Annotated in this window: 13 protein-coding genes and 1 pseudogene; 11 read left to right on the top strand and 3 right to left on the bottom strand. The window is 70.0% G+C overall.

The window, feature by feature from the left end; translation table 11 throughout:
• Window positions 1–110: 110 nt before the first annotated feature.
• Entirely contained in the window at window positions 111–1,136 is a 1,026-nt protein-coding gene (locus tag ACNFOC_RS17145) for a winged helix-turn-helix transcriptional regulator (RefSeq protein WP_416959978.1), read from the bottom strand.
• Between the two features lie 115 nt (window positions 1,137–1,251).
• Here ACNFOC_RS17145 and ACNFOC_RS17150 point away from each other — a divergent pair, with 115 nt between their 5' ends.
• From ACNFOC_RS17150 to ACNFOC_RS17165, 4 genes are all read left to right on the top strand, one after another.
• Window positions 1,252–2,811 carry an AbgT family transporter gene (locus ACNFOC_RS17150; protein ID WP_416959979.1) on the top strand — a complete coding sequence of 520 codons (1,560 nt, stop codon included), beginning with the start codon at window positions 1,252–1,254 and terminating at the stop codon, window positions 2,809–2,811.
• A gap of 54 nt (window positions 2,812–2,865) precedes the next feature.
• Window positions 2,866–4,050, top strand: a complete 1,185-nt coding sequence (locus tag ACNFOC_RS17155) for a M20 family metallopeptidase (protein WP_416959981.1) — start codon at window positions 2,866–2,868, stop codon at window positions 4,048–4,050.
• 105 nt (window positions 4,051–4,155) lie between these two features.
• Entirely contained in the window at window positions 4,156–4,896 is a 741-nt protein-coding gene (locus tag ACNFOC_RS17160) for a hypothetical protein (RefSeq protein WP_416959982.1), read from the top strand.
• 136 nt (window positions 4,897–5,032) lie between these two features.
• Window positions 5,033–6,688, top strand: coding sequence for a carboxylesterase/lipase family protein (locus ACNFOC_RS17165; RefSeq protein ID WP_416959984.1), 1,656 nt, complete (start codon window positions 5,033–5,035; stop codon window positions 6,686–6,688).
• Between the two features lie 15 nt (window positions 6,689–6,703).
• Here ACNFOC_RS17165 and ACNFOC_RS17170 read toward each other — a convergent pair whose 3' ends face one another.
• Window positions 6,704–7,930, bottom strand: coding sequence for a chitinase (locus ACNFOC_RS17170; RefSeq protein WP_416959985.1), 1,227 nt, complete (start codon window positions 7,928–7,930; stop codon window positions 6,704–6,706).
• Window positions 7,931–8,165: 235 nt separating this feature from the next.
• Here ACNFOC_RS17170 and ACNFOC_RS17175 point away from each other — a divergent pair, with 235 nt between their 5' ends.
• The 5 genes and pseudogenes from ACNFOC_RS17175 (at window position 8,166) to ACNFOC_RS17195 (ending at window position 13,882) form a co-directional block, all read left to right on the top strand.
• Entirely contained in the window at window positions 8,166–11,540 is a 3,375-nt protein-coding gene (locus ACNFOC_RS17175; RefSeq protein ID WP_416959987.1) for a pyruvate carboxylase, read from the top strand.
• A 148-nt stretch (window positions 11,541–11,688) separates the two neighbouring features.
• Window positions 11,689–12,288, top strand: a complete 600-nt coding sequence (locus tag ACNFOC_RS17180) for an isochorismatase family protein (RefSeq protein WP_416959988.1) — start codon at window positions 11,689–11,691, stop codon at window positions 12,286–12,288.
• Window positions 12,289–12,298: 10 nt separating this feature from the next.
• The gene (locus ACNFOC_RS17185) at window positions 12,299–13,207 is read left to right on the top strand and encodes a GlxA family transcriptional regulator (RefSeq protein ID WP_416959989.1); all 909 of its coding nucleotides are present in this window, start codon (window positions 12,299–12,301) and stop codon (window positions 13,205–13,207) included.
• A 74-nt stretch (window positions 13,208–13,281) separates the two neighbouring features.
• Window positions 13,282–13,530: pseudogene (locus tag ACNFOC_RS17190) on the top strand (DinB family protein); the annotation flags it as partial.
• Window positions 13,531–13,591: 61 nt separating this feature from the next.
• Window positions 13,592–13,882 carry a MarR family transcriptional regulator gene (locus ACNFOC_RS17195; protein WP_416959990.1) on the top strand — a complete coding sequence of 97 codons (291 nt, stop codon included), beginning with the start codon at window positions 13,592–13,594 and terminating at the stop codon, window positions 13,880–13,882.
• Here the strand turns inward: ACNFOC_RS17195 and ACNFOC_RS17200 are convergent.
• A complete protein-coding gene (locus ACNFOC_RS17200; RefSeq protein ID WP_416959991.1) occupies window positions 13,848–14,843 on the bottom strand; it encodes a phospholipase D-like domain-containing protein in 996 nt (331 codons plus the stop codon). The genes ACNFOC_RS17195 and ACNFOC_RS17200 overlap by 35 nt on opposite strands.
• A 377-nt stretch (window positions 14,844–15,220) precedes the next feature.
• On the opposite strand from ACNFOC_RS17200, the gene ACNFOC_RS17205 reads away from it, so the two are divergent.
• Both ACNFOC_RS17205 and ACNFOC_RS17210 read left to right on the top strand, forming a co-directional pair.
• The gene (locus tag ACNFOC_RS17205; protein ID WP_416959993.1) at window positions 15,221–15,751 is read left to right on the top strand and encodes a nitrobindin family protein; all 531 of its coding nucleotides are present in this window, start codon (window positions 15,221–15,223) and stop codon (window positions 15,749–15,751) included.
• Between the two features lie 157 nt (window positions 15,752–15,908).
• Complete coding sequence (locus tag ACNFOC_RS17210) at window positions 15,909–17,306, top strand: condensation domain-containing protein (RefSeq protein WP_416959994.1); 1,398 nt, start codon at window positions 15,909–15,911, stop codon at window positions 17,304–17,306.
• The last annotated feature ends 172 nt before the right edge of the window (window positions 17,307–17,478 follow it).

Raw genomic sequence — 17,478 nt, forward strand, 5'->3', positions numbered from 1 at the left:
CTGTCATCCCTGTGCTGTTCGTCGTCACCGTCGAGGCCGCCCGCCATGCCATCGGCCGGATCGCCGACATCACCGCCGACAAGCACATGGAGGGCGCGCCCGCCGTCTGCTCACAGCAGGGTCGGTGCGTGGAACGCGCCGAGGCCGGTGGTCAGGTCGCGGTCCAGCCAGTAGCGGCGAGGTTCGGCGAGCATCACGGCGACGCTGACACCGAGGAGGCCGGGGATCCTGGCCAGTTCGGTGTCGACGAAGAGCGCCAGGGCGGAGCGGTCGTTGACCAGGCCGGTGGCGAGCACGGACATGTCGCTGGCCACGTGCGCGGCGAGCCGCGTCTGCGGGAGCTGGTCGATGCGGCGCATCACGTCGGGGGTCGCGCCCGGCGCCACCCGCAGGCGGAGGATGAACGCGGTCTGGAAGCCGAGCCACTCCGACACGATCTCCAGGCGCGGCTTGACCCAGCCCTCGTCCAGGACCCGGCGGACCACACGGTGCGCGGTGGAGGTGGCCAGGTCGGCCCTCCGGGCGATGCTCGCGGCGGACGCACGGCTGTCCTGGAGCAACTCGGCCACGACACTCCGCTCGGCCTCGCTGAGCGGCTTCGCCGGAGGCGTCGCGGTCGCGGTGCCCTCGGGGCGGGAGCCGGTGAGCTTCAACAGGTCGGCGCGCTCGGTGTCGGTGAGGAACTGTGGGTCCCAGGTGATGCCCCGGCGCAGAGTGCTCAGCGCGGGCAGGGCGTTGACGCGCCGGACGCCGGGCACGGAGAACATCCGGTCGATCGCCTCGCTGGTGGCCGCCTCGGACGGGGCGTGCACGACGGCGTAGAGCGGGTAGTCGCCCGAGATCTGTGCCAGCAGCTGGAGGTGGGGCAGGTCGCGGAGCCGGTGGAGGACGGCGAGCGGGGTCTCGCCGGTGATGTCCAGGAAGACGTGGACGGGCATCGCCGCGGAGTGGATGCCCCAGTCGGCCTGCCCGATCACACGCACCATGCGTGCCTCGTGCAACCGGTCGTAGCGGCGCTTGAGTGTGCTGGCGTCGGCGGCCAGGATCTCGCCGATGTCGTCCCAGGTGCCCCGGGGCGCCAGATGCAGCGCGCCGATGAGGCGCCGGTCGAGCTCGTCGAGGAGAGGACGGGTCATGAGGCCTCACTCTAGAGTGCTGTTTAATCCCACTGTTACTTCCAAGATATAGAGAATCTCTCATCTGGATGCCGTTGTTCGCAGGAACATCCCCCCATCGCGCCAAGAGGTACCGATGAGTGTCACCTCCGCTCAACCTCAGTCCCCGTCCACGGAGCCCCAGTCGAGAGTCCTGCGCACCGCGTTCCGGGGCCTGACGGCGATCGAGAAGATCGGCAACAAGCTCCCCAACCCGTTCTGGCTGTTCTGGATCCTCGCGGGGATCGTCGCCGTCCTCAGCGCCGTCCTGGCGGCGACCGGCCTCAGCGCCGTGCACCCCGGCACGCACGAGACCATCAAGGTGCAGAACCTGCTCAGCAAGGACGGCCTCACCATGGCCGTCGAGGGAGCCGTCGACAACTACGCGGCCTTCCCGCCGCTGGCCACCATCCTCACCGTGATGTTCGGCATCGCCGTCGCCGAGAAGAGCGGACTGTTCTCCGCCCTGCTGCGCCGCATGGTCGCGCGCGTGCCGGGCAAGTACCTCACCTTCGCCCTGTCGATGACGGCCATGGTCAGCCATGTCGCAGGCGACGCCGCCTACGTCACGCTCATCCCGCTCGGCGCCCTGGTCTTCCGCGCGGCCGGCCGCAGCCCGGTCCTCGGCTGTGTCGTCGCCTACGTCTCGATCGCCGCCGGGTACGACGCCTCCCCGTCGCTCACCACCACCGACGTCCTGCTCTCCGGGATCTCCACGGCCGCCGCCCACACCATCGACGCGCACTACGTCGTCACCCCGGTCGCCAACTACTTCTTCAGCCTCGGCTCGTCCGTCCTGGTGGCGCTGGTGATCACCCTCGTCGTCGACAAGGTCCTCGCCCGCCGCTCCGACCTGGAACCCGACGAGCCGGTCGCCGCGCTGGGCGCCGAGGAACTGGCCGAGATCGAGGTCACCGACCGGCAGCGGCGCGCCCTGCGCACAACCGGCCTGGTCGCCGTCGGCTTCCTCGCATTCCTGGCGGCGGCGATGATCCCGTCGTCCTCACCCCTGCGCGGCGAGGGCGCCGGCATCGTCAACTCCCCGCTGATCGGCGGTATGGCACTCGTCCTCGGCGTCTTCTTCGCCGTGCTCGGCACCGTCTACGGCCGCATGACCGGCACCTTCACCGCCGCCCGCGACAGCATCGGCGCGATGGTCGACGGCACCCGCTCGATGGCGCCGATCCTCGTCCTGTTCTTCGCGATCGCCCAGTTCCTCGCCTACTTCAAGTGGACGAACATCGGCAACATCCTGGCCATCAAGGGCGCCGAGACGCTGCGCGACCTGCACCTGCACGGCTGGACCGTGCTCGTCGGCATCGCCGTGCTGATCACCTTCATGAACCTCGTCATCACCAGCGGCTCCGCGCTGTGGGCGCTGGCCGCACCGGTGCTCGTGCCCATGCTGATGCTCATCGGCATCGAGCCCGAGACCACCCAGGCCGTCTACCGCGTCGCCGACTCGGTCACCAACTGCGTGACCCCGATGAGCCCCTACTTCGTCATGGCCCTGGGCTTCATCCAGCAGTACCGCAAGTCCGCCGGCATCGGCACCCTGGCCTCCTTCACGATCCCGATCGCCGCCGTCGTGTGGGTGGTCTGGGTCGCGTTCTTCGTGGCCTGGTACCTGCTGGGCATCCCGCTCGGCATCGGCTGACCCCGGCCCACAGTCCCCATACGCCGCCCGCACCGTCGTACAAGGAAGCAGATCATGACCGCATCACCCGCAGCCGCCACCCTCACCGCCCGCGCCCAGGACTCCTCTTCGCGGATCGTCGAGGACATCCTGACCCTCGTCCGCCACGAGACCGGCAGCTACGACCTTCCCGGCCTCGCGACCGGCCTGGACCTGCTGCGCGAGCTGACCGTCCAGCGGCTCGGCCGGCCCGACCACGAGGAGCGCCACCCCGGCGGCGAGTGCGGCGACACCCTGACGCTGACCTACGGCGGCACCGGCGCCGGGCATGTCGCGCTCGTCGGGCACTACGACACCGTGTGGCCGACCGGGACGCTCGCCGGATGGGAGCAGCCGGCGGCGGCCGAGGACGGGCGGGAGAGGCTGAGCGGGCCCGGCATCTTCGACATGAAGACCGGTCTGGCGCAAGGTATTTGGGCGCTGAAGCTGGCCCGGGAGAGCGGTGCGCCGCTGCCCACCGTCACCTTCCTCTTCAACGGCGACGAGGAGATCGGTTCCCTGTCCTCGCGGCCGGTGATCGAGGAGGTCGCGCAGAAGGTCGACGTCACGCTGGTGCTGGAGCCGAGTGCCCACGGCGCGGTGAAGACCGCCCGCAAGGGCACCGGGATCTTTCACGTCACGGCCACCGGTGTCGAATCGCACGCCGGGCTCGCGCCGCAGGACGGGGCGAGCGCGATCACCGCGCTGTCCGAGTTCGTGGTCGCCGCCGCGAAGGTCGCCGCGCCCGACAAGGGGACCACGATCAACACCGGGCTGTTCAAGGGCGGTTCGGCCATCAACGTCGTCGCCGGGCAGGCCACCGCCGGGGTCGACATCCGGGTCAGCAGCGCGGCCGAACAGGCCCGGGTGGACGAGGAGTTGGATGCCATCGAGGTGAGTGACCCGCGCGTCCGCATCGAGATCGACCATGCCTGGAACCGGCCGCCGATGACCCTCAACGCCGCCTCCGCCCCGCTGCTCGACCTCGCCCGCGAGGTCGCCCGTGAGCAGGGCCGCGGACATCTGCCCGACACCGCCGTCGGCGGGGCCAGCGACGCCAACTTCGTCGCCGCGCTCGGTCTGCCGGTGCTGTGCGGCATGGGGGCGGTGGGCGACGGGGCGCATGCCCAGGGCGAGTTCATCTACCCGGACACCGTGCCCGCGCAGGCCGCCCTGGTCGCCGGGCTGCTGGAGCGGCTGGCGGAGCCGCTGAAGGGCTGAGGCAAGCTGCCGCCCGCACGGGGTTCGGTGACCGGCCGGAACTCCGCGGGCGTCCAGGGTGGGGCGCGTCGTCCGATCGACCCCTGACCGGGGACAATCGGTGCCATGACGGACGGTACGGACGGTAGGGGCGACTCCGAGAGCCGCTTGGCCAGGATCGAGCGGCTGCTGGAGGACGGCGGGCGCGATGTGGTGCCCGCCTGGCGCCGGGTGACGCGCGGGGAGACACGGTGGGCGGTGTCCGCCGTGATCCTGGTGGCGTTCGCCCTGCAACTGATGCTGCCGCACCGGCTTGCCTTCCAGCCGTACTGGCTGCTCCCGGCCCTCGAACTCGCGCTGATGGTCGGCCTGTTCGTCGCCAATCCCCGGCGGATCGAGCCCGGCACACGGTGGCTGCGGTGGCCCAGCCTGGTCCTGACGGGCGTGATCAGCCTGGCCAACAGCTGGTCGGCGGCCCGGCTGGTGGTGGGCCTGGTCAGGGGCACCGAGGGTCTGGGTGCCGGGCCGCTGCTGCTGACCGGCGGTGCCATCTGGCTGACCAACGTCATCGTGTTCGCCCTCTGGTATTGGGAGTGGGACCGCGGCGGGCCGATGGCGCGGGTCATGGGGCACCGCCAGTACGCCGACTTCCTCTTCGTCCAGATGCAGAGCCCGGAGACCGCGCCGCCGGACTGGGAACCGGTGTTCCTGGACTACCTGTACCTGTCCTTCACCAACTCCACCGCCTTCAGCCCGACCGACGTGATGCCGCTCTCCCGCTGGGCCAAGATGCTGATGATGGGCCAGTCCTCGGTCTCCGTGTCGATCGTCGTCCTGGTCGTCGCGCGGGCGGTCAACATCCTTTGACAGCAGGGCAGTTGAACTGTCGAACAGCTGTCGAAACTGTCGAGTCCTGTGAGTCCGGGCGTTCCGCTTGCCGCGCTCGGGCGGTCGCCCGAGCATGGTGCGACTCGCCCGTCCCCCCACTCGACAGGGAGTTCCTGTGCGCTCGCGAGACCTCAACCGCCGTGGCTTTCTCGCCGGTACCGCCGTCGCCGTGCTGGCGACCGGTCTGGACTCTGGTGTCGCGTCGGCCGACGACCGACGCGCCAACCGGAGCGCCGACGACCCCGTGACCACGGAGTCCGGCCAAGTCACCGGCACGCAGGGCGGGTTGAAGGGCATCGTCGCGTACAAAGGCATCCCGTACGCGGACACCACCGCCGGCGCCAACCGCTGGCGCCCGCCCCAGCCCGCGCCGACCTGGGGCGGGGTCCGGAAGGCGAACAGCTGGGGCTCTGCCTGCCCCCAGCCCGTCACGGGCATCCCGAGCGGCCAGGTGCCGGACCTGAGCGAGGACTGCCTCAACCTCAACATCTGGACCGGCGCGGCCACTTCGGGCGAGAGCAGACCGGTCCTCGTCTGGCTCCCCGGCGGCCGTGACACCGCGATCTGGGCAGGACAGGAGATCTACAACGGCACGCTGCTGGCCAACAAGGGCGTCGTCTTCGTCAGCGTCAACCACCGCGTCGGCCCCTTCGCCGACCTCGCCCACCCCGACCTGAGCGCCGAGTCCGGGCACGCCGCCTCCGGCAACTGGGGCGCCCTGGACGTCGTAGCGGCGCTCGAATGGGTGGCACGGAACATCGCCGCGTTCGGCGGCGACCCGGACCGGGTGACGCTCGGCGGATGGCAGAACGGCGCGAACCTCGTCAACATCCTGATGGCCTCGGAGCCGGCCCGAGGGCTGTTCCACCGGGCCCTGCTGCCGACCGGCGTGCACTACACGAAGGACCCCGCGCTCGGCCGACCGCCGTACGGCTACCGTACGTTGGCGGACGCCGAGACCAACGGCACTGCCTTCGCCTCCTACTTGGACTGCTCGTCCCTCAGTGACCTGCGCGCGCTGTCCGCGGACGAGATCGTCGCGCGGACCTATGCAGACGACGCACCCGCCGACGCCACCGGGTTCGGCGACGTGCTCGACGGATACGTCCTGCCGAGCACGTACACCGCCGCCATGGAGGCGGGCAGGGAGATCGACGTACCGGTCCTCACCGGCAACTGCCGGGACGGGAGGGCCGCTTCACCCACGCTGACCGAATACCAGGCCTACGCCGATGCGCAGTTCGGGCCGGTCGGCCTCACGGACACGTTCCTCGGTCTGTACCCGGCGACCACCGACGCGGAGGCCGCCACGCAGTACAACGCCTGTGCGCGGGACGAGGAACGCGTCTCGACCTTCCTCTGGGGCGGCCAGTTCGAGGACACCGCGGACAATCGTGGTCCCGTACACACCTACTTCTGGACCCGGGTCCCGCCGGGCCACGACGCCACCAACCCCGTTGTCGGAACCGGCAGTTCGGGCGCCTTCGACGGGGCCGACGTCTACTACCTGCTGGGCTTCATCTACAACACCGACCGACCGTGGGCGTCGCGCGACTACGACATCGCGGACACCGTCACCTCGTACGTGGCGAACTTCGCGGCCACCGGCAACCCGAACGGCGGCAGCCTGGCCACCTGGCCGGCCCTGGACACCGGCACCCCGCAGACCATGGAACTCGGCGACCACTTCGCCGTGCTTCCCGCAGCGGACAGCGACGCCAAGTACGCCTTCCTCAAGGCCTACTTGACGTCGCAGCCCACGTCCTACTGATCCGATCCCGCCGGATCAGCAGGAGCCCTCGTCCTGCCAGGGGCCCCACTGGGAGGCACCGGGCACCTCGTTCTGGGTCCACCACTTGGCCACCCAGTTGTGGTTGCCGTACGACACCTCGTTGCCCTGCGTGTAGACGGCCGTGGAACTCCACGCCGTCTTGCACGTACCGCCGGGGGTGGGCGTCGGAGTCGGGGTCGGCGTGGGTGTCGTGGTCGGCGGCGTCACGCCCGCGAACTGCACCGAGTACTTGGCGAAGTCCCACGCGTTCTGCGCCACGCTGGAGCAAGTCCCGGACGTGGTACCGCCGTTGTCGACCGGGCTGCACTGCCGGTCGCGGTTCAAGGACCAGAACGTGAAGCGGTCCATGTTGTGGCTGGTGGCGTAGTTCAGGACGGTCTGGAAGTCGGCCTGGGTGAAGTACTCGCCGGTGTCGCTGCGCCCGTTCATCCCCGAGAAGCCCTCGTGGGCGTACGCGGTCGCCTGGTCCCAGCCGAACGTGGACTGGAGGATCGCGTTGAAGTTGGTGAGCGCGCTGGTCTGGGAGGCCGCGCCGTTGAAGCCGCCGTCGAAGGGCATGATGGAGAAGTTGTTCGGGGTGAAGCCCTGCGACTTCGCTTCCAACAACATCTGCTTGCCGAACCAGCCCGTTCCGTCCGCCGTACCGGCCGTGGTGACGGAGACGTAGAGACCCGCGTTGTTCTGCTGGAGGATCTTGGCCGCGCCGATCTCGTTATGGATGGCCGCGGTGTTCTCGTACTCCGGCTCCTCCAGGTCGAAGTCGATCGCGTGCAGGCCGTACTTGGTGATCACCTGCTGGTACGCCGCCGCAGTCGAGGCGGGGTCGGAGCAGGCCTGGCCGAGCTTGGTGCCGCCGTAGCCGCCGATGGAGACGGAGACGTCGCCGCCCTTGGCGCGGATCGTGTTGATCACCGACTGGACGGCGGTGTCCGAGGAGACCGGTGAGGTGCCGCCCCAGGTGGGGGAGCAGCCGCCGCCGTTGGGGGCGAGGACGAAGGCGAGCTGGAAGGCCTTGAGGCCGGTGGCGTCCATGATGGCGCCCGCGTCCGGCGGGTTGTTGTCCGTCGGCATCAGATAGGGGGCCGCGGCGTACCAGCGGTTGCTCAGTGCGGTGGCCGCGTTGGTGGCGCCCTGGGCGTTGGTCGCGACCAGCGCGGTCGTGCCCGCGGCGGCGGCCGTCACGGCGGCCGCCGCGACCAGACATGCACGAAGACGTGTCACGTTGTGCCTCCGGTGGGAGTGGGGGAGGCGCCCAGCTTCTGGCGCTGTCGCGGCCACGTCAATGGATTGGACTGGACCAAAGCTCACTTTGGACTAGACCATACGATTTCTTTACCATCGGCACGGCGGAGCGCATCACGCGACACGTTTGCGACTAGTGTCCCGGCTCACATGGCGTTACAGGGGCGGCGCCGACACCATGGTGCACGTCATCGGCAGGCTGAAGGGATCGGGAATGTTCCGCAAGGTGCTGGTCGCCAACCGTGGAGAGATCGCGATCAGGGCGTTCCGCGCCGGCTATGAGCTGGGTGCGCGAACGGTCGCGGTCTTCCCCCACGAGGACCGCAATTCGCTGCACCGGCTCAAGGCCGACGAGGCCTACGAGATCGGTGAGCCCGGGCATCCGGTCCGCGCCTATCTCTCCGTCGAGGAGATCGTCCGCGCGGCCCAGCGGGCGGGCGCGGACGCGGTCTATCCGGGTTACGGGTTCCTCTCCGAGAACCCCGAACTCGCCCGCGCCTGCGAGGAGGCGGGCATCACCTTCGTCGGTCCCAGTGCCCACATCCTGGAGATGACCGGCAACAAGGCCACGGCGATCGCCGCCGCCCGCGCGGCCGGCGTACCCGTGCTCGGCTCCTCGGCGCCCTCCACGGACGTCGACGAACTGGTGCGCGCCGCCGAGGAGATCGGCTTCCCGGTGTTCGTGAAGGCCGTCGCCGGCGGCGGCGGACGCGGTATGCGCCGCGTCGAGGACCCGGCCACCCTGCGCGAGTCCATCGAGGCGGCGGCCCGCGAGGCCATGTCCGCGTTCGGTGACGCCACGGTGTTCCTGGAGAAGGCCGTCGTCGACCCCCGTCACATCGAGGTGCAGATCCTCGCCGACGGCGAGGGCAACGTCATCCACCTCTTCGAGCGCGACTGCTCGCTGCAACGCCGCCACCAGAAGGTCGTCGAGCTGGCCCCCGCGCCCAACCTCGACCCCGAACTGCGCGACCGCATCTGCGCCGACGCCGTCCGCTTCGCGCGCGAGATCGGCTACCGCAACGCGGGCACCGTGGAGTTCCTCCTCGACCCGGCCGGCAACCACGTCTTCATCGAGATGAACCCGCGCATCCAGGTCGAGCACACGGTGACCGAGGAGGTCACCGACGTCGACCTCGTCCAGGCGCAGCTGCGGATCGCCTCCGGGGAGACCCTGGCCGACCTCGGCCTGTCGCAGGAGACGGTCACCCTGCACGGCGCCGCACTCCAGTGCCGTATCACCACCGAGGACCCCGCCAACGGGTTCCGCCCGGACACCGGCCGGATCAGCGCCTACCGCTCGCCCGGCGGCTCCGGCATCCGTCTCGACGGCGGAACCACCCACGCGGGTACGGAGATCAGCGCGCACTTCGACTCCATGCTGGTCAAACTCACCTGCCGGGGCCGGGACTTCACCACCGCCGTCAACCGCGCCCGGCGCGCCGTCGCCGAGTTCCGCATCCGCGGTGTGGCCACCAACATCCCGTTCCTCCAAGCGGTGCTGGAGGACCCGGATTTTCAGGCCGGGCGGATCACCACGTCGTTCATCGAGCAGCGCCCACAGTTGCTGACGGCCCGTCAATCAGCCGACCGTGGCACCAAGTTGCTCACCTACCTCGCCGACGTCACGGTCAACAAGCCGCACGGTGAGCGCCCCGACCTGATCGACCCGACCACCAAGCTGCCGCCGGTCCCCAGCACCGAACCCCCGGCCGGTTCACGGCAGTTGCTCGCCGAACTCGGCCCCGAGGGCTTCGCCCGCCACCTGCGCGAGTCGCCCACGATCGGCGTCACCGACACCACGTTCCGCGACGCCCACCAGTCGCTCCTCGCCACCCGCGTCCGCACCAAGGACCTCCTCGCGGTCGCCCCGGTCGTCGCCCACACCGTGCCGCAACTGCTCTCCCTGGAGTGCTGGGGCGGCGCCACCTACGACGTCGCGCTGCGCTTCCTCGCCGAGGACCCCTGGGACCGGCTGGCCGCCCTGCGCGAGGCCGTCCCCAACATCTGCCTCCAGATGCTGCTGCGCGGCCGCAACACCGTCGGCTACACGCCCTACCCGACCCAGGTGACCGACGCCTTCGTCCAGGAGGCCGCCGCCACCGGCATCGACATCTTCCGCATCTTCGACGCGCTGAACGACGTGGGCCAGATGCGCCCGGCCATCGACGCCGTACGCGCCACCGGAACGTCGATCGCCGAGGTCGCCCTCTGCTACACCTCGGACCTGTCCGACCCTGGCGAGCGCCTCTACACCCTCGACTACTACCTCCGCCTCGCGGAACAGATCGTCGAGGCGGGCGCCCACGTCCTCGCGGTGAAGGACATGGCGGGCCTGCTCCGGGCACCCGCGGCCGCGACGCTCGTATCTGCGCTGCGCCGGGAGTTCGGCCTGCCGGTCCATCTGCACACCCACGACACGGCAGGTGGCCAGCTCGCCACCTACCTCGCCGCGATCCAGGCCGGCGCGGACGCCGTGGACGGCGCGGTGGCCTCCATGGCGGGTACGACCTCGCAGCCGTCCCTGTCGGCGATCGTCGCCGCGACCGACTACTCCGAGCGCCCCACCGGCCTCGATCTCCAGGCCATCGGTGACCTGGAGCCGTACTGGGAGAGCGTCCGCAAGATCTACGCCCCCTTCGAGGCGGGCCTCGCCTCACCCACCGGCCGCGTCTACCACCACGAGATCCCCGGCGGCCAGCTATCCAACCTGCGCACCCAGGCCATCGCGCTCGGCCTCGGCGATCGGTTCGAGGACATCGAGGCGATGTACGCCGCCGCCGACCGCATCCTCGGCCACCTGGTGAAGGTCACCCCGTCGTCCAAGGTCGTCGGCGACCTCGCCCTGCACCTGGTCGGCGCCGGAGTGAGCCCCGCCGACTTCGAGGCGTCCCCGGACCGCTACGACATCCCCGACTCCGTGATCGGCTTCCTGCGCGGCGAGTTGGGCACCCCGCCCGGCGGCTGGCCCGAGCCGTTCCGCACCAAGGCACTCCAGGGCCGCGCCGCCCCCAAGCCCGTACAGGAACTGAGCCCGGAGGACCGCACGGCACTCGACAAGGACCGCCGCGCCACCCTCAACCGCCTGCTCTTCCCCGGCCCGACCCGCGAGTACGAGACCCACCGTCAGACCTACGGCGACACCAGCGTCCTGGACAGCAAGGACTTCTTCTACGGCATCCGCCCCGGCAAGGAGTACACGGTCGACCTGGAACCCGGCGTCCGTCTCCTCATCGAGCTGGAGGCGGTCGGCGAGGCCGACGAACGCGGCCTGCGTACGGTGATGTCCGCCCTGAACGGACAGCTCCGGCCGATCCAGGTCCGCGACACGGCAGCCGCCTCCGACATCCCCGTCACGGAGAAGGCCGACCGCACCAACCAGGGTCATGTCGCGGCGCCGTTCGCGGGCGTGGTCACCCTCTCGGTCGAGGAGGGCGACGAGGTGGAGGCCGGTGTCACCGTCGCCACGATCGAGGCCATGAAGATGGAGGCGGCGATCACCGCTCCCAAGTCCGGCCGGGTCTCCCGCCTCGCCATCAACCGCATCCAGCAGGTGGAGGGCGGCGACCTGCTCGTCGAACTGAGCTAGCCGGTACGGCGACAGGCCGCTCGACCCGGTGACCGGAGTTGAGGTGGGCGGTATGACGGCAGACCCCTCGGCCCGGTGACCGGATCGGTCCGGTCCCGGACCCGATGCGGCCTGTCGCCACCCCGCCCGCACAGCGCAGTCTTGGGACATGACCCGAGCACTGATCGTCATCGACGTCCAGGAATCCTTCCGCGCCCGCCCGCTGTGGGAGACCATCTCCGACCCGAAGATCGCCGAACAGGCGAACCGTCTGGTCCAGCTCGCCCGCCGGGCCGGTGACCTCGTGGTGTGGGTCCTGCACTCCGAGCCCGGCAGCGGCGACGTCTTCGACCCGGCCCTCGGCCACGTCCGGCTCATCGACGGACTGGAGCGCGCGGAGGGCGAACCGCTCCTCCACAAGACCTCGCACAACGCGTTCACCACCACCAACCTGCAACAACTCCTCACCGAGCACGGCGTCCGCGAGCTCACCGTGTGCGGCATCCGCACCGAGCAGTGCGTGGAGACCACCACCCGCGTCGCGAGCGACTTCGGCTACCAGGTCACCTTCGTCACCGACGCGACCGCGACCAACCCCATCCCGCACCGCGACGCCCCCGCCGACCAGACCGTCGCCGAACTCCTCGCCGACCCCCGTACCCTCCCCGCCGACGAGATCATCAGGCGTACCGAGTACGCCCTCGCCGGCCGCTTCGCCACCATCGCGACGGTCGACCAACTGGAAGCCGCCGCCGCACATCAGGCATGATGACCGGATCGTGAGCCACGTCGTCTTCTTCCTGGTACCCGGAGTCCACCTGCTGGACCTGGCCGGCCCCGCGCAGGTCTTCTCCACGGCAGCCGACTTCGGGCACCCCTACACGCTCTCCTACGTCGCCGAGCAGCCCCAGGTCACCAGCGCCCAGGGGCTGCCGCTGGCGGCCGCACTCGACTGGCCCGAGCTGGGCCCCGAGGACCTGATCGTGGTGCCGGGCTGGCGTGCCGTCACCCTGGCCGGCGCACCCGCCATCGGTGCCACGGCGCTGCGGGCACTCCAGGACCACCACGCCCGGGGCGGGACGGTGGCCAGCGTCTGCGCCGGAGCCGACGCGCTCGGCCGGGCCGGACTCCTCGACGGCCGCCACTGCACCACCCACCACGACGTCCAGGACGAACTCGCCCTGCGCCACCCGAAGGCGACGGTCGTCCGCGACGTCCTGTTCACCACCGACGACCGGGTCATCACCTCGGCCGGCATCGCCAGCGGCATCGACCTCGCCCTGCACATCGTCGCCACCCGGCACGGCCCCGCCGTAGCCGCGCAGATCGCCCGGGACATGGTCGTCTACGCCCGCCGCAACGGCCACGAACCGCAGACCAGCGCGATGCTCCGGCACCGCTCCCACCTCGACGACACCGTGCACCGCGCCCAGGACCTCATCGACACCCGCTTCGACGAGACGCTTCCCCTGCCCGCCCTCGCCTCGGCGATCGGCGTCAGCGAACGCACCCTCACCCGCCTCTTCACCCGGGCCACCGGACTCACCCCGCTGCGCTATCAGCAGACCCTCCGCCTCGAACGCGCCGAGCACCTCATCAGCCACGGGGTCACGATCGACGCCGCCGCACGTTCGGTCGGGTTCGAGGACCCCCGGATGCTGCGCCGGCTGCGCGCCCGCACCCCGTAAATGAGAGGCGGCGCGGCAGGGACGTTGTCAGGTTGCCGGCTCGACGACCGACCGGCTCGCCACAGGAGTGCCCCGTGATCCCACCCCGTCTGGCTCCGCTGCTCGACCAGTTCGACTTCGCGTGCGAACGCCTCTCCAGCCGTATGACAGGGCCCGTCATGGACAGCGGCGACGGGACGGACACCCGGGTCGGGCCCATGGCCGACGAGGAGTACCTCTGGGAACCGGTGCCGGACTACTGGTCGGTGCGACGGCGGACGGACGGGCCGGGAGCGCGGGCAACTGCCCTGACGGGACGGGGTGATTGGGGTCGCGACGCCGCGTTCACCGGACGACGATCTGCTGCGGGCGACGGGACTGACGCTCACCGAGTACGTCGTACTGATGAGCCTGTCCGAGGCCGAGAACCAGGAACTCTGCATGGCGGATCTCGCGGCGGCGACCGCGCTGTCGGCGAGCCGTATCACCCGCGTTGTGGACGCGCTGCAGAGCCGCGGCCAGGTCGTGAAACGGCGCTGTGAGGCAGACGCGCGCGGGAATGTCGCGACCCTCACCCCGGAAGGTCCCGGACAGACTCCGAGGCCCCCCACCTCGGAGTCGTGGCGTCGATCCCGCAACCGCCGGGATGCGCAAGGCGGTTCTAGGCGGCCGTACCGCCCGCGTAGTCGCTCTTGAACGTGGTCTCGATGGTGGTGGCGACGGACTGGGCCACCCCCGTGCCGGTGAGGATGATGCCCAACTCCCGGTTGTTGGAGAGGGAGTTGCTGCTGATGTTCATCGAACCCGCCTCCACCTCCTGGGTGGACAGGCCGTAGTCGGCGACCATGGCCTTGGCGTGGATGTAGAAGCCGTCGGGGTCGGAGTAGCCGACGACCGTGCCGCCGGCCGCCTTGATCGCGGACACCTCGCTGGAGTAGTCGGACGGGGTCTCCAGCACCACCCGCACGGTCACGCCCGCCTTCGCTCTGGCCACGATCGCGTTGACCACCGTGCTGTCGCTGAACTCCAACTCCTCGACGTCCAGCGTCTTGGTGGCCGCGTTGATCACGGTCAGCAGGCGGCTGCGCGAGTCGGTGGGGGACCAGAGCAGATGGTCGCCGTCGGTCGGGGTGACCGAGGTGCCGGCGTAGTCCGCGTTGAACACCTTCTCGATCGCGGCGACATCACGGGTGTCGTCCGTGAAGACGCCGTAGTCGCGGCCCGTCGAGTAGTACTGCGAGGTCAGATTGCCGGTCAGGACAAGCGACTTGGTGGCGTCCACGGTGATCGTCTTCTGGTGGGTGTAGACGAAACTGGACGGCGACCACACCACGCCCACGCCCGCGTTCGTCAGGGCCGTGTACGCCGAGCTGTTGGCGGACTGGTGCGCGCGGTCCAGGACCACCCGCACGGTGACGCCCTTGTTTTTCAGTGCGATCAGGTCGTTGACGGCGCTCGTGTCCTCCAGCTCGTACATCGTCATGTCGAGCGAGGAGGTGGCCGAGTTGATGAAGTCGTAGATGGTCGGCTGGGTGGTGCCGGCCTGCGAGAAGGCGAAGGCCGTGTAGGTCGCGGCGTCGGCGGGGACAGCCGTGACGAACAGGGTTGCGCCGGCTGCCAGCGCGACACCCGCGCGGCCGAGGAACGTCCTCAACATGTCTGACTCCTGGTCGAGTTGATGCCCACGTGGGGGGTGGCGGGCAGGTGCATGACACCACGCGCGTAGAACGCGGTGGAAGAGGAGCAAGGTGAACTCACCATTACCGGCCGCGCGTTCGGGTGGACAAAGGGGACTCCGTGCAGGTGGGGGCCGGTTCATGGGGTCCCCGCGAGTTAGCAAAAACTTCGTAGCCGACGAATCCCGGGTCAACTGCGGCGCCCCGAAAGGGGCGCGGGGCTGTGTCTATGTGCGGCTCCGCCGCGTGGGCGCGCCCACCACAACGGCGAGGCACTGGAACGACGGCATATCGGGGCACTTCGTGCGGAGCGCTTAAGCTGCGCCCCGACACCCGCATCGACCACAGGAGCGCCCCCGTGTCCAACCCTCCTTACCCCGACGCCCACCACGCGGACGAGAAACCCGCACCCCACCCGCTGCTCGCCCCCGTACTCGCTCTCCTAGGGAACTGGCACGGCCAAGGCAAGGGCGAATACCCCACACTGGACGGCGACTTCACCTACGCCCAGGACGTCACCTTCACTCACGACGGCCGCCCCTTCCTGCACTACGAAGCCCGCGCCTGGATCCTCGACGCCGAAGGCACACCACTGCGCCCGGCCGCCCGCGAAAGCGGCTGGTGGCGCCTGCAACCCGACGGCCGGATCGAGGCCCTGATCACCCAGCCGACCGGCATCGCCGAGATCCTCGTCGGAACCGCCACCGGCGACACGGTCGACCTCACCACCCACGAGGTCGCCCTCACCCCCACCGCCAAGAAGGTCACCGCGACCCGCCGCCGCTACACCCTGACCGACGCCGCCACACTCACCTTCGCCCACGACCTGGAAGCCGTAGGACAACCGCTGCAACACCACCTCGCGGCGCAGCTCCACCGCACCGGCTGAAATGAACTGATCAGCAAGCCTGTTCACAGCGTTGCTTTCCGAATATCCGATCGTTGATCTCCCATGCAGTGAGCGGTGCCCGAGCGGCATGGAGGCGTGGATCGACAGTGGTGCCCGGCGGCCTCCCGTGGGCAGGCGAACGGAGAGCCCTGTGCGCATGAGTGACCTTCAGCGGTGCGAGATCCGGCCCGGACGACTCGTCGAGTGGACGCTGCACCCGGCGGCCGTAGGAGCGGCGCGGGAACTCCCGGACGACGCGCGGCCACCGGCGTACGTGCAGGAGTCCCACATCCGTACGGCGCGGTCGGTGCGCGAGGACGGGCTGTTCGTGCCGACCTGGCTCGGTACCGCCTTCGACATGCCGGGGCGGATCGAACTCGACGTCCTGCAAGGCGCGTTGCGTGCCTGGATGCTCCGGCATGAGACGCTGCGCAGCGGCTTCAGGTGGGCCGGTGACGAGATGCGCCGCTTCACCCTGGACGCCGACGCCGTGGCCCTGCACCGCGAGGACGTGGGGGAGTTCGCGGACGCGGGGACGCTGACCCGGTACATGCAGGACCGTTTCGATGTGGCGGCGGACGCGCTCACCTGGCCGAACTTCCTGTTCGCCGCGGTCGTCCGCGACGACGGCACGAGCGTCTACCTGGCGTTCGACCACAGCAACGTCGACGCCTACTCGCTCCATCGCATCGCGGGCGAGGTCCACGAGCTGTACGCGGCCGGCCTCGCCGGGAAGGCGGTCGAGTCGGCGCCCGTCGCCAGCTACATCGACTTCTGCGCGGGCGAACGCACGGACGCCGACCAGATCGACGACACCCACACCGTCGTGTCCCGCTGGCGCGAGTTCATCGCCCGTTGCGACGGCAAGCTGCCGAACTTCCCCGTCGACCTCGGCCTCGACCCCGAAGGGCCGCTGCCCACCCAGAAGTTCCTCCAGGAGATGCTCGTCGACGACACGGACGCGGCGGCCTTCGAGGCCTACTGCCGTCCGTACGGCGGCAGCCTCGTCGGCATCCTGGCGGCCGTGGCGCTGGCCGCCCGCGAGATCAGCGGTCTCGACGTGTACCGCACCGTCGTCCCCTTCCACACCCGCGCCAAGTCCCACTGGGCCGACTCGGTCGGCTGGTACGTGGGCGGCGCCCCGATCGAGATCCCCGTCCAGCACGCCACCGACTTCGACCACGCTCTGCGCATGGTCCGCGCCACCCTCCGCGAGAACCGCCCGCTGGCCCGCATGCCCATCGCCCGCGTACTGCGCCTGCTGGGCGCCGACTTCAGGCCCACGTCCCCCGACCTGTACTCGATCGTCTCCTACGTCGACTCGCGCGGCCTGCCCGGTTCGGAGCGCTGGCAGGAGCTGAAGGCGTACGGACTGATCCGGGTGTCGTACGGCGACCAGGTGTGCGCGTGGGTGACCCGGGTCCACGAGGGACTCCAGTTCGCGTGCCGCATCCCGGACAACGTCATCGCGGACAAGAACATGCGGCTGTGCATGGAACTGGTCCGGGAGCGGCTCGTCGCGGTGGCCCGGCAGGCGTCGGCCGTGCGTCTCTAGCCCCTCCCCGTCCCACTGTCGAGGCGGCATCCGACCTGGGGCACGTGTACCGACCTGCGTACGCGCGCCCCATGTCCGAACAAACATGGTGCAGCACCGTTGACCGACCGGACGGACGGGACCTACGTTCTCTGCAGGCGAAAGCGCTTGCCATACCCCCGCCGTTCATCCA

The organism is Streptomyces colwelliae (assembly GCF_048158785.1).
GTDB lineage: Bacteria > Actinomycetota > Actinomycetes > Streptomycetales > Streptomycetaceae > Streptomyces.